At 67.5% G+C, this 12,380-nt stretch carries 13 protein-coding genes; 7 read left to right on the forward strand and 6 right to left on the reverse strand.

Going from position 1 to position 12,380, the window contains the following annotated elements; all coding sequences use genetic code 11:
• Position 1: 1 nt before the first annotated feature.
• A complete protein-coding gene (psb27, locus tag CJZ80_RS10500; protein WP_198948288.1) occupies positions 2 to 475 on the reverse strand; it encodes a photosystem II protein Psb27 in 474 nt (157 codons plus the stop codon).
• A gap of 72 nt (positions 476 to 547) precedes the next feature.
• Positions 548 to 2,368 carry a proline--tRNA ligase gene (locus CJZ80_RS10505; protein ID WP_094512950.1) on the reverse strand — a complete coding sequence of 607 codons (1,821 nt, stop codon included), beginning with the start codon at positions 2,366 to 2,368 and terminating at the stop codon, positions 548 to 550.
• 153 nt (positions 2,369 to 2,521) lie between these two features.
• Here CJZ80_RS10505 and CJZ80_RS10510 point away from each other — a divergent pair, with 153 nt between their 5' ends.
• The gene (locus tag CJZ80_RS10510; RefSeq protein WP_233132998.1) at positions 2,522 to 3,034 is read left to right on the forward strand and encodes a hypothetical protein; all 513 of its coding nucleotides are present in this window, start codon (positions 2,522 to 2,524) and stop codon (positions 3,032 to 3,034) included.
• A gap of 236 nt (positions 3,035 to 3,270) precedes the next feature.
• Positions 3,271 to 3,579, forward strand: a complete 309-nt coding sequence (locus CJZ80_RS10515; RefSeq protein ID WP_094512951.1) for a hypothetical protein — start codon at positions 3,271 to 3,273, stop codon at positions 3,577 to 3,579.
• 157 nt (positions 3,580 to 3,736) lie between these two features.
• Here the strand turns inward: CJZ80_RS10515 and CJZ80_RS10520 are convergent, their stop codons facing one another.
• Positions 3,737 to 4,435, reverse strand: a complete 699-nt coding sequence (locus CJZ80_RS10520) for a class I SAM-dependent methyltransferase (RefSeq protein ID WP_233132999.1) — start codon at positions 4,433 to 4,435, stop codon at positions 3,737 to 3,739.
• A 171-nt stretch (positions 4,436 to 4,606) separates the two neighbouring features.
• On the opposite strand from CJZ80_RS10520, the gene CJZ80_RS10525 reads away from it, so the two are divergent.
• Positions 4,607 to 4,969: a 2Fe-2S iron-sulfur cluster-binding protein gene (locus CJZ80_RS10525; RefSeq protein WP_094512953.1), complete on the forward strand. Its 363-nt coding sequence runs from the start codon at positions 4,607 to 4,609 to the stop codon at positions 4,967 to 4,969.
• Positions 4,966 to 5,343: a Spx/MgsR family RNA polymerase-binding regulatory protein gene (locus CJZ80_RS10530; RefSeq protein ID WP_094512954.1), complete on the forward strand. Its 378-nt coding sequence runs from the start codon at positions 4,966 to 4,968 to the stop codon at positions 5,341 to 5,343. The genes CJZ80_RS10525 and CJZ80_RS10530 overlap by 4 nt, the downstream gene beginning before the upstream one ends.
• On the opposite strand, the gene CJZ80_RS10535 is transcribed toward CJZ80_RS10530, so the two are convergent.
• Positions 5,279 to 6,793: a hypothetical protein gene (locus tag CJZ80_RS10535; RefSeq protein ID WP_094513043.1), complete on the reverse strand. Its 1,515-nt coding sequence runs from the start codon at positions 6,791 to 6,793 to the stop codon at positions 5,279 to 5,281. The genes CJZ80_RS10530 and CJZ80_RS10535 overlap by 65 nt on opposite strands.
• A 114-nt stretch (positions 6,794 to 6,907) precedes the next feature.
• On the opposite strand from CJZ80_RS10535, the gene lepB reads away from it, so the two are divergent.
• Positions 6,908 to 7,738: a signal peptidase I gene (gene lepB, locus CJZ80_RS10540; RefSeq protein ID WP_255374148.1), complete on the forward strand. Its 831-nt coding sequence runs from the start codon at positions 6,908 to 6,910 to the stop codon at positions 7,736 to 7,738.
• On the opposite strand, the gene CJZ80_RS10545 is transcribed toward lepB, so the two are convergent.
• Together CJZ80_RS10545 and CJZ80_RS10550 are read right to left on the reverse strand one after the other, a co-directional pair.
• Complete coding sequence (locus CJZ80_RS10545) at positions 7,677 to 8,948, reverse strand: dihydroorotase (protein WP_198948289.1); 1,272 nt, start codon at positions 8,946 to 8,948, stop codon at positions 7,677 to 7,679. The genes lepB and CJZ80_RS10545 overlap by 62 nt on opposite strands.
• On the reverse strand, positions 8,948 to 10,324 hold the full coding sequence (locus CJZ80_RS10550) for a histidine phosphatase family protein (protein WP_094512955.1): 1,377 nt from the start codon (positions 10,322 to 10,324) through the stop codon (positions 8,948 to 8,950). Before CJZ80_RS10550 ends, CJZ80_RS10545 begins: the two co-directional genes overlap by 1 nt.
• A 74-nt stretch (positions 10,325 to 10,398) precedes the next feature.
• Between CJZ80_RS10550 and CJZ80_RS10555 the strand changes: the two genes are divergently transcribed.
• Complete coding sequence (locus CJZ80_RS10555) at positions 10,399 to 11,823, forward strand: CPBP family intramembrane glutamic endopeptidase (protein WP_233133000.1); 1,425 nt, start codon at positions 10,399 to 10,401, stop codon at positions 11,821 to 11,823.
• Positions 11,824 to 12,000: 177 nt separating this feature from the next.
• A complete protein-coding gene (locus tag CJZ80_RS10560; RefSeq protein ID WP_094512957.1) occupies positions 12,001 to 12,348 on the forward strand; it encodes a hypothetical protein in 348 nt (115 codons plus the stop codon).
• The last annotated feature ends 32 nt before the right edge of the window (positions 12,349 to 12,380 follow it).

The raw sequence follows: 12,380 nt of genomic DNA on the forward strand, positions 1-12,380 counted from the left end.
TTCAGGCGCCGCGCACGGCGTTGGTTTCAGCCTTCTTGAGCTCCTTCTCGAGGCGGGCGCGCAACGCGTCGGGCAGCGGGCGGTTGGCGTAGTTGGTGTAGTGGCCGGCCAGCGAATTGACGGCGGTCTGCATGGTGGTGAAGGAGGGCAGGCCGTTCACGTTCGCCCGGGGGCGGTAAAGCGCCATGTAGTCAGAGATCAGGGCGCGGGCGTCGGTCTCGGCAGCGCTGCGGGCGGGGTCGTCCTGCTCCAGGGCGATGGTGCTCAGCAGGCTCTGGGCCACGGTCACGGTGTCGTCCACGTAGACGCCGCTGAGGTTGCCGGTGGCACTGCCACAGGCCGTGAGCGTGAGGGAGAGGCAAAGCGCGACCATCAGGGCCGACGCCATCAGCCGGCGGCCGAGACGTTGAACGGCGAGCAACAAGGGCCGGAAGGTGCCTTGGCCTGCTTCGAAACGCCAGGGGTGCGCGGCCATCGGTGCTCCTGATTGAATCGGGAAACTCTATAAGCCGTGCCAGCGAGTTCCCAGGCACGCAAGCCCGAGGCCTCAGCAGGAGGGTGCGCCCCGGCCCAGCCGGCCCGCTTCCACCACCGCGATCAGCTGGGCGGGCAGATCAGCGGCGGCCAGCTCCTGCCGCTCGCCGCTGCGGCGCTCCACCAGCTCCACCTGGCCCTGGGCGGCCCCGCGCCCCACCACAACCCGCCAGGGAATGCCGATCAGGTCGGCGTCCTTGAACTTCACACCCGCGCGCTCGGGGCGGTCATCGAGCAACACCTCGAGCCCGCCGGCCTCCAGGGCTGCATCGAGTCGCTCGGCCAGTTCCACCTGCACAGGCTCCTGCATGTTCGCCACCACCACGATCACTTCGTAGGGCGCGATCGGTAGCGGCCAGCAAATGCCGTTGGCGTCGTGGTGCTGCTCCACCGCCGCCTGGGCCAGCCGTGACACACCGATGCCGTAGCAACCCATCCACAGCGGCTCCTCCACTCCGGCCTCATTGGTGAAGCAGGCATCCAGGGCAGTGGAGTACTTGCGGCCCAGCTGGAAGATGTGCCCCACCTCGATGCCACGGCTGGCTTCCAGACGCTGCTCGGGGTCGTGCAGACAACGGTCACCCGGCTGGGCGGCGCGCAGATCCGCAGTGTCGGGCGTGGGCATGGCCTCGCCCCAGCAGGCTCCCACCAGGTGATGGTCGAGGCTGTTGGCACCGCAGACAAAAGCGCCGAGATCGGCGGCCGACGGATCGGCCAGCCGCAGGAAGCGCTGCTGCCAGCTCGCAGCCCCTTGCAGCAGCGCATCAGGCAGGTGGGGGCCCAGGAACCCCAGCGGCCAGGGCTCAAGCCCTTCCGCCAGAACTTGCTCAGGCGTGATCGGCTCGAGGCTCAGCAAGGCGCCTGCATCGGCGCAGCGGGCGGAAACCGCGTTGGAGAGCTTCACAGGATTGAGAGTCTGATCGCCGCGCAGGCTCACCAGCACGGGTAGGGGCCCACCGCTGGCGAAGCGGGCGAGCAGCACCAGCACCTTCACGGTTTGGGAAGGATCAAACCCATGGGCACTGCAGAGCGCCTCAATCGAGCGCTGAGCGGGGGTGGCCAGCAGGGTGGGGGGTGCCGTCGTTGCCAGTGGCACCGCCGGCTCCACCCGGGAGCAGGCACGCTCCTGGTTGGCGGCGTAACGGCCATCGGGGCTGGCGAGGATCAGATCTTCGCCGGCATCGGCGGTGACCATGAACTCCTGGCTGGCGGAACCACCGATGGCACCGCTGTCGGCCTCCACCGCCACGGCACGCAAGCCGCAACGCTCGAAGATGCGTCGGTAGGCCTGGTCCATCACGCCGTAAGCCGCTTTGAGATCCTGCTCATCGGCGTGGAAGGAATAAGCGTCCTTCATGATGAATTCCCTGCCACGCATCAGCCCGAAACGGGGCCTGATCTCATCGCGGAATTTCGTCTGAATCTGATACAGACAAACCGGCAACTGTCGGTAGGAACGCAACAGATCCGCCGCCAGAGCCGTGATCACTTCCTCGTGGGTGGGGCCCAGGCCAAGCGAACGGTCCTGGCGGTCGAGCAGGTGGAACATGATGCCCTCCCCAGCGGTGTAGCCCTGCCAGCGGCCGCTGCGCTCCCAGAGCTCGCTGGGCTGCAGCTGGGGGAGAAGGGTTTCCAGCGCCCCAGTGGCGTTCATCTCTTCTCGCACAATGGCCGACACCTTCTGCAGCACACGCCACAGCAAGGGCAGGTAGGCGTAGATCCCGGAACCGATGCGGCGGATGTAACCAGCACGCAGCAGCAGCCGATGGGAGGGAATCTCCGCCTCCGCAGGATCGTCGCGAAGCGTCACCAGCATCAGGCGGGAGACACGCATCGAGCGAACCGGAGCAGGGGCTGGACGCTATCACCGAGCCCCTCGGCAGGGGCGAGCGGCAAGAACGACGGCGAAAGGCTCGGCGGGAACCCAAACGCCGCGGCGATTTCTGCTACATTCATTTTTGAGTCCCAGTAGTCCAAGGTTTGTCTCATGTCCACACATCCGAAGGGCGCTTTCGGGGGTGGGGTGGCCGGCCCTGGCCCTGGTTCCCCTGCGGTACCCCCACACGCTCAAGACTCCACGCCCCCCGGCGCCCCGTCCTTCAGTGCCGACGCACCCCCGGAAGGCCTGATCACCATCGATGAGGTGCAGCGGGCTCTGAACCGCTCGCGCGCCTCGGTGTATCGCTACACCAACACCGAACCGCGCAATCTCAATCCTCCCTTCAACCCACGGCGTCTCAACCCCGAATACCGCACCGATCAGAAGGAAGCGCTGCTGTTTCACCCCAACGAAGTGGCCAGGTTCGCCCGTGACGTGCTTCGCATCAAGGAAGTCACAGTGGAAGTTCTCAACGCCCCTTCCACCATCACCCAGCAATTGCTGGGATCCATCCTTGACGAACTGCAGGGGATCCGGCGCCTACTTCAGGGCATGGAACGTGCTCCCACCGACCTGAACAGCAAACGGGAGCACATTGAGCAGTCACGGCCGGCAGCCTGATCGCTGACTCCTGACAGGCGTTCCACACGACGCACGGCAAGCAAAACGAAAAGATGGCATAATCGAGCCAAGATCCATGCCGAAATGGTGGATGAACTCCACCATTTTTGCAGCAGACGTTACAGACCTGCCCCAGCAGCGCTGTTCCTGCTCTGGATCTGCCACCCGAGCCCCACGGCGTTTCGGCCTTTCGTGCCGCAATCCTGAGCTCGGGGGGTGTCCCTCAATCCCCGTCCATGGACTCCGCCCAGTCTCGATTTCCAGCCGAAGACCTCCCTTCCACGCTCACTGAATCCGACGCCGACCCTGGCGAGGACCCATTCAGTACGGAATCCCTCCTGTTTTCCAGCTCGGCCGTTGCGGGCGGCTTGATCGGCCTGATGGCCGTGTTCATTCCGTTGATCTCGGTGATGGGATCCCGCCCTGCCGTCCTGCCCCGACTGAGCCGTCTGCCAAGCGCACCAGCGCCCCTGCACCACAACCAGGCCCAGCCGCCTTCCTCGGGCATCGGTACATTGAGCCTGCCCCGAAAGGTTCTGCGCTGAACAGCCCCTCGCTGAGCTTGCTCACTTCCTGAACGTCCCCACAGGCAGAGCCAAGTCCAGCGGCAAGTTGTGCGATGGCAACGCCGCACGTGCTGCCCCATGAGGGCGCTCACAGGCGGTGCACTGGCGGTGCTCAGGGGCTCTGCAATGTCTGCTCTCAGGCCACGCGCTGGAGCAGAAAGCCTTCGTAGTCGAGGGCCTGAAAGATGCGTGCAGGGTCGCCGAAACCTGCGGCATTCACCAATGCCGTGAGGCGGGCATCGCCGATCGGATGGAGGCCCTGGGTGAGGGGGGCGATCCGGTCGGCATCCAGTTCGAGGCCGCTCACCCTCTGAAAGCCGAGCCAGGCCTCGGTGATCTGCTCCTGGAGGAGCGGCAGGGCCGGCCGCATCAGATCCACCAGCACCAGTTGGCCGCCGGGCCGCAGACAGCGGGCCAAGGCACTCAGGAACGCCAGCTTGGTGCCGTCGTCTGGGAGCGACTGGAGCACGAGCACGGAAAGAGCGCCGGCGAACCCCTGCTCGTTCGTGAGCGCCTCTGCCGTGGTTTGCAGCCAGCGGATCGGGGCAGCCTCGCCGAGGCGTTGCCTTGCGGCGGCGAGCATGGCCGCTGAAGGGTCGATCGCCGTGAGTTGCCAATCGGGGCGTTGAGCAACGGCTTCCACCAGCTCAGCCCCCGTGCCGCATCCGGCCACCAGCACCTCGGCGCCCTCAGGAGCGGCGAGCGGGGAAGCGGCAAGCAAGGCCACAGCCAAGCGTGCCAGGCTGGCGTAGCCCGGGATCAACCGCTGCACCACCAGGTCGTAACCCTCGGGTTCGAGCGGATCGATCAGAGGAGAAACTTCAGCTGACGCCAAGGCCCAGGATCCGTTGTCAGCGATGCTAGGCGGCACCGCGGGCTGGGCAGCCCATTGGCAATCCCGCGACAGCGACGCCGAGCCTGGGGAATGGGCCAACAAGCGTTGCATTCACGGGCAAGGGCCACCGCCTGCAGGTAGGTTGGTCGGCGCCCAGACTCCCTCCCTGCCGTGCCCACGATCCGGTTCGAAAACGAAGGCCAGAACGTCGGTTGCATCGAGGGGGCGAACCTCCGCAAGGCGGCACTCGACGCTGGCATCAACCCCTACAAAGGGTTGAACAACCTCAACAACTGCGGGGGCCTGGGCCAGTGCGGCACCTGCGTCGTCGAGGTGCTGGAGGGCGAGCGCAACCTCTCCCCCCGCAGCGACGTCGAACAGGTGTACCTCTCCGATCGTCCGGCCAACTACCGCCTGAGCTGCCGCACCAGCGTCACGGGGGATGTCACCATCCGCACCCGTCCGGATGCCGCCGTCGGCAAGGGCTCCAACAGTCTGGTTGGTGCGCTCAAGGCCCTCGTCGGCATGAAGTGAGCGTGGGCCTGAGGGTCTACAGCTACGCCGCCTGCTCCACCTGCAGAAAAGCCCTGCGCTGGCTGCAGGAGCAGGGCCTCGACGCCGAGGTGATTGACATCACCCTTCATCCTCCTTCCTTGGAGGAGTTGCGCCTGGCCCTCGCCCAGCTCGAACGCCGCCGCTTGTTCAACACCAGCGGCGTCAGCTACCGCGCCCTGGGCTCCGCCGTGGTGAAAGCCATGGACGACGAAGCCGCGTTGGCCGCACTGGCCTCTGACGGGAAGCTGATCAAGCGGCCCTTCCTGATCAGCGCCAGCGGCACCGTGCTCACGGGCTTTGATCCCCAGCAGTGGCAGACGCTGCTTCGACCGGAGGCACCGGCTCCACCGTGAGCTGATCGAGCTCGCGGATCAGGGCATCGATGCCGCTGCGGTTGATCTGGCCCAGATAGGTGAGCTTGAGCTCCTCAAGCAGCGAGCACAACAGGTGCTGACTGCGCGTCACGGCGGGGCCCGATTCGAGGCTGCCGGCCAGCTCTTCCCAGAAACGGTCGAGGGAGCGCTGCATCAGGTCGATCTGGCGGTCGTCCGGGTACTCCAGCCGCCGGCCGGCATTGCGGGACAGCTCCAGGAGGCTGTCCACCATGCCGGCGGACAGCTGGCGGGCGAGCTCCTGCTCCACCTGCAGCAGCGGCTGAAGCTGGCGCAGCGCCTGAGGCACCACGGTCTGCTGCAGGCTCTGCTGAAGGATGTGGCTCAGCAGGGCTCGCAGTTCCGGCGCCAGCCGCGGCATCACGTCGTTGAGCAGCAGGGGGCCCCAGATGCGCAACAGCTCCACCAGCTCACGCTCCTCGTTGATCGTCACGGTCTGGTGGCTGCGCAGGGCCCGGATGCGCCGGGGCCAGTGGGGGGAACGGATCAGTCCCTGAGCCCCATCCACCAGCTGCAGGGCCAGCACCTCGAACAGCTCCACGGCCAGCAGCGACACCACTCCCCGGCTCACCACCGCGCGCAGCGGCTCGAAGTTGACGAGGCCGCTCACCTGCAGCCGCTCCACCACGGGAACCAGGCGCAGCCAGCGCCAGAAGGGGAGCAGCAGTGGCAGATCGGTCCAGCGGCGCAGCAGCGCTCCCCCCCAGCTCAGCCCGGGGATGCGCCGCCGCAGCCGGGCGGCGCGCAAGAGAATGTCGAGCAGAAAGACGCTCTGGAACGCCAGCAGATCCAGTCGCCAGAAGTGGTCGGTCGGGCGGCCGTTCTCATCGATTGATCGCCAGTAGTTGGTGGACACCAGCGGCAGCACCTGCTGCTGCCAGAAGCGGCGCTCCGTTTCCCAGGGGTGCTGGCGCAGCCATGCATCGCTCAGCAGCCTCTCGGCAGAGCCTTTGGCGGAATCCAGGTCAGCCTGCTGGCGCAGGCGGTTCTTGATCTTCTCCAGCGTGCCCGCCCCCACCGAAGCCAGGAACGGGTTGTCGTCGATCATCTGCTGGGTGAGCTCCACCTGCCGACGACGCAGCTCCGGCGCGCTCTCACCCGCGGAAAGGGCACGATCGAGCTGCTCGAACGCGGCCAGGTAGGCCTGGGTTTCCCGGTGCGGTTCGATGCCCTTCACCGGGTCGTAGAGGGGGGTGATGTCGGGCAGCAACGGCAGCGGCAGGACCACCGGCAGCGAAGGCAGCGGATAGAGGTTCCGCTGCAGCCAGAAGGTGCGCAGCGGCACGTAGGTGAGGTCGAAGCAGACCCACAGCAGATTGAAGCTGGCCCAGACCGCCACGAAACGGTCCCAGCGGCGCGCCAACGCATTGCTGGCAAAAGGCCGGATCGCATGCCAGCGGGGGCGGACCATGAACACCGAGCGGTTCGGTCAGGGTAGGAACGCGAGGGAACATGGCTGGGCGCTTAAGGTTTCAAGTCGGCCACTTCGCGCCTCCGGCGCCCGCCCTCCGCTGCCCGAACTCTCTTGACCACTGAGGATCTGCCAAGGCCTCCAGAAGCGCCCACGAACCCCGAGCAGCCTTCCCCTCCGCCGAAGGGCCATCGCGGCGGTGAATCCGAGAGCGCCTGGGCCTTCTGGCGCAGCGTCCTGATCACCCTGCTGGTGGCGCTGGGCATCCGCCAGTTTCTGATGGAGGCCCGCTTCATCCCCTCGGGCTCGATGTTGCCGGGGCTGCAGATCAACGACCGGCTGCTGGTGGAAAAGCTGTCGCTGCGGAACCGCGAGCCACGCCGGGGCGAAATCCTGGTGTTCAACTCCCCGTTCCATTTCGATCCGGCTCTGCGAAAGGATCGCAACAGCGGTCCGCTGCGCTGCCTGCTGGTGAACATTCCACTGGTGGGCTCACTGCCGGGCCTTCAGGAACCGGCCTGCGATGCCTACATCAAGCGCGTGGTGGCCCTGCCGGGCGAGCGCGTGGCCGTGGATCCCCGCGGGCGGGTGAGCATCAACGGCAAGCTGCTCAATGAGCCATACGTCAAGAATTACTGCCCCGTCGACAGCCAGGGAGCGGGGCCCTGCCGCACCATCAACACCGTGGTACCGGCCGGTTCGGTGCTGGTGCTGGGCGACAACCGCGCCAACAGCTGGGATGGACGCTTCTGGCCCGGCTCCCCCTTCCTGCCCCAGAAAGAGGTGATCGGCCGGGCCTTCTACCGGTTCTGGCCGCTGGATCGCCTGGGTGAGCTCGGCGAAAACGACAAGGCCAGTGGTGAATCAGCGGTTCCGCCGCTGCTCATTCCTGAGGCCCCCGCCACAGATCCGGCAGCACCCCCACCGCCAGCACCCGGCCAGTGACAGTTTCACCTTCGAAGGGCTGATTTGCCGCACGCGACGCATAGGGATCAGCTGCCTCCGGGGTTGAAGCGGCGGCGGGATCGAACAGCAACCAGCGGCGTGAACCGGGCTCCAGCCTTTCTTCGTCCAGCCCCAGCAACCTGGCGGGGCCCCAGCAGAGACGCTGCCAGAGCGCAGCAGGCGCCCAACCCTGCTGCACCACCAGCTCCTGCCACAGGGCAGGCAGCACATGGCGATGACCAGCCAGCCCGGGGCGGCGCTGATCGAGCGGCAGCAGGCGTTCTTCGGCATCAAGCGGCAGGTGATGCACTGCCACCGCTGTGAGCACCCCGTCGGCAAGGGCCTGGATCAAGGCGTGGCGATCCTCCGGGCTGCCCAGCGAGGGTTCAAGGCGCCAGCCTTCTGCCACCGGATCAAGGCTGCCGCTGTCCGCCACCAGGTGCCACCAGCAGACGCTCGCCTGCAGCGGCAGCCCGGAGCTGCGCAACAGGGCCACCCCCGCAGCGGTGGAGAGATTCGCCAGCCGCAGCGGAGCATCGGGCAGGGCGCGGGCCAGCTGCAGCAGGCTCTGCAACGGCAGCGTTTCGCTGAACACGGGATCCGGCGGCCAACCAGCCCGGAGCGCCTCCACGCTCTCCCGCACGAAACCGCCGAGGGTGAGGTCAGGGTCGCGGGGTGAAAGCAACACGGGCAGAGGCCCCGCCTCCGCCAGCCGCAGCCCGCGCTCCAGCAACGCCAGGGGCGGCAGGGCGCCGTCTTCGGCCAGGCCGATGGCGCCGACCGCCGCCAGATCACCATGGGGCGCCAGCTCCTGGCCGCGTCCTCCGCGGCTGAACGCCCCCCAGAGCGGCAGGAGAAAGGGATCTGGGGCCTGCAACTGCAGCCGCTCCGGACGGTCCCGCCAACTGCCGGCCCGGGGGAGCAAAGCCACGGTGCCATAGCCCGCCGCCGCCGCGGAGGCCACCAGGCTGGCCAGGGTTTCCGCCCGACCAGCGAAGGGCTCCTCCAGGGTGCTGTGGGGATCCACCAAGGCCGGGGCCAGCAGCCAGTCGTGGGCGACCAGCGGCACGAGACCACGATGCTGCGCCTCGCTGGCGGCGGCCTGATCGAAACCGATCAGCACGCCATCATCGAGCAGCACATCGCGGTGGCGCAGGGGCTGATCCGGACCGGCCAGCACCTGCACCTGCGACAGGAAGCGGGCCGCCATCAGAGCGCACCGGCAGCCGTGCGGTCGATCACACCACCGAGGTGGCTGGTGAGGTTGAGGCTGGATACCACCGGCCAGGCGGAAACAGGGCCGCTGGCCTGGCGGGCGGGGTAATCGATGACAGTGACGCCGCCGTTGCCCTGCTTGACCATCCAGATGTCGGCGGGGCTGAGCCCGAGCAAGGCGCAGAGCAGGGTTTTGTTGACGGCATCGTGGGCCACCACGAGCGCGGTCTCGTCGTCGGCAAGGCTGCGGGCGATCCGCTCCCAGGTGTCGAGCGAACGATCCCAGACCTGCTGAAGATTCTCCCCATCGGGCATCTGCACGGTGTGGGGCGCCCGCTTCCAGTCGGCCAGCAGCTGGGGCCAACCGGCCTCAATCTCCGCCTCCAGCCTGCCCTCCCACTGGCCGTGGCCGATCTCCACCAGGCCCTGCAGGCTGGTGAGTGGCACGCCGGGGTGGAGCGCCAGGATCGCTTCGGCGGTCTGGCGTGGCCGCGCCATGGCACTGCTGTAGGCCCGCTGGATCGGCAGCTCGGCCAGGAAACGGCCGGCGGCGGCGGCCTGCTCCTGGCCATGGCCGTTGAGCGGAATGTCGATCTGTCCCTGGAAGCGCCCCTGGCGGTTCCAGTCGGTTTCGCCGTGGCGCACGAGCAGCAGGCGGGGCCCCTCCCCCTTCGGTGGCACCGGCACACCCAGATGGGCGGTGCCATTGAGCGATTCGATCTGCACCTCCACGGTGTGATCGGGGCGTCGGCGCAGATTCAGCACCGAGAGGGAGGCGTTATCCACGCGCAGCCGCTGAAAGTCGCTGGCGGGCAGACCGAGTGCCGCCAGCAGCAGACAGCGCAGGATGGCGTTGTGGGCCACCACGAGCACCGACACGGGCCCATCAGCCGAAGACGTTTCGGCCGCAGGGTCTGTCACCGGCAGATGGCGCTCCAGCAGGCGTTCGAGGAAATCGGCGGCCTGGTGCCTGAGTTCGGGTACCGGCCGGTAGGGCTGGCCGTGGCGGGTCAGTTCGAGGGTGTGGGGGGCCTGGCGCCAGAGCGCGTAGTCGGCAGGAAACCGGTCGCGGATCTCGCGGCTCAGCAGACCGCTCCAGGGGCCCAGATCCACCTCCAGCAGACCGCTGTCCGCCTCGGCGCGCTGTCCGCCGCCATGGGCTTCCAGCAGGGCGGCGGCCGTGGCGCTGGCGCGGCTGAGCGGCGAGGTGTAAGAGGCGGCGATGTCAAGCCCGCGCAGAGCCTCACCGGTGGCGGTGGCCTGACGCACGCCTTCGCTCGTGAGGGTGGAAAGGTCGTCGCGCCCCTGCACCCGATGCTCGGTGTTGAAGCTGCTCAGCCCGTGACGGACCAGAAGAAGCCGGAGGGGCACAGGGATGGAGCCGCAAGCGAGGCCATCGTATGGGAGGGCTTCAGGGCACAATCGATGCAAAGACGGGACGTGTTGTGACAACGGCAGGCCCGAGACAACGCATCCCCCCCTGGAAAACGGCGCTGGCCTTCGTCAGCCTGGCCCTCAGCCTGCTGCTCTGGGTCAATGGCCTGGTGGCAAGCCTCACCCGTCCATCGGTAGGCAACGATCTCGGCCGGCGCCAGCTTGAGTTGGCCGCGCTGGCGGCGCCCCAACTGCCCCCCAGCTGGCGTGCCGCCGTGGTGGGCCAGGAGCCGGAAGCCTCACTGCTGGCTGAACTGCAGCGCCAGGCCCAGCTGCCGCCCCTGCCGGACAGCGCCGAAAACGATCAGGACCCCGAGTTTGCCCGCGTCCAGCAGCGCTCCACCCTGTTGACCCGGGCGCTGCTGCTGATCCGTGCGGGCACTCCCGAGGAAGCCCGCCCCCTGCTGGAGCGGCTCGATGACGGCACCGACCCTGGCCAGAGCGCCCTGATCCGGAGCCTGTTGGCGGGCAGCCCAAGGGCCGGCGTCGACCCGGTGGCCGCTGCTCGACCGCTGGAGAACCCGCTTCAGCGGCGCCTCACCTGCCAGGCACTGGGCGGGTCTGCGGACCGCTGCGCCCTGCCTGCAGAAGAGCGCCGGGCCAAGGCCCAGCTGCTGGCGGCGAACGCGCTGCCGGCCCTGGCCCTGCTGGCCGGCCTGGCCCTGCTGGTGCGAGCGGCCTGGGTGCGCGTGAGAACCAAACCGAGCCCGCTGCCGCCGCTGGTGGGACCGGAGCTGGGGGCGGTGGATCTGATCCTGCTGATCTCGGGCGGCTTCGTGCTGCTGGGTGAAGTGCTCACGCCGGTGCTGGTGAGCCCGGTGCTGAAGCAGTTGCTCGACGGGCTGCAGGTGGAACCCTCCCTGGCGAAAGGCCTCACCGTGGTGGCGCTCTACCTCGGCCTCATCGCCGCTCCGCTGGCGATCCTGCTGCTGATGCTGCCCAAGGCCGGCCCCGAGGGGGGGTGGCTGCAGTTCCGCTGGCGGCCGCTGGCGCCCACTTTGGGTAGGTCGTTTCAGTATTTTCTGATGGTGCTGCCGCTGGTGAGCTTCGCCGGCTGGCTGCAGCAGCAGATCTGGCCGGATCCCGGTGGCAGCAATCCGCTGCTGGAGATGGTGCTGAACAACCGCAGCAGCCTCGGCCTGCTGTGTTTCGCCTTCACCGCCGTTGTGCTGGCTCCTCTGTTCGAGGAAGTGATCTTTCGTGGTGTGCTGCTGCCGGTGGTGGCCCGCGACCTTGGACCCAGCTGGGGAGTGGTGATCAGTGCCACCATCTTCGCGGTGGCGCACCTGAGTCTTGGGGAGCTTCCCGCCCTGTTCGTGCTGGGCCTGGCCCTGGGCTGGCTGCGGCTCAACAGCGGCCGGTTGAGTGCAAGTGTGTGGCTGCATTCCCTCTGGAACGGCTTCACCTTCACCAACCTGCTTCTGCTGGGAAGCTGACGTCGCCTTGCTGAGCCTGCGCACGCATGGTTCACTGGCGGATCGAGGCACATTCCCGTGGTCGCTGTCCCTTCAGCCGCACCTGCTGCAGCGCCCTCCCTTCACCGGCGCTCCTTCGCCGTCATCCACGGTTCTCTGTCGTCGCGCAAGGTTGCGCGACAAGCTCCAGTTCTCGCCGTGCTTCACAAGGCTGCTGATGGTCTCCTGATCGCCCTTGGCGGCTCGATGATCGGTCTGGCAGCCCTCACGGTCCACTGGCAGAGCCAATGGACCAGGAGCTACCAGGAATTGGAGTCGTCCCAGGTGCTTGAGCACCGCCTGCAGGAATCGGTGGCCCAGTTGGAGCGCCATCACCTGACGGCGGCTCGGCGGCCCGGTCAGTTGATCCCGACGAGCATCCGCCAACTCGTTTATCTACCCTCGCCATCGGATCACCACAAGGCCGCTGCGCAACTCCCCCTGCTCGGCCAGGTGAACGCCACCATGCTCGACGTCAGCCAGCGCACCGTTCGTCCTGGTTACTGAGGTGGTGCGATCAAGGGGATGGACCGGTTCCG

It is taken from the genome of Synechococcus sp. MW101C3 (assembly GCF_002252635.1).
Taxonomy (GTDB): domain Bacteria; phylum Cyanobacteriota; class Cyanobacteriia; order PCC-6307; family Cyanobiaceae; genus MW101C3.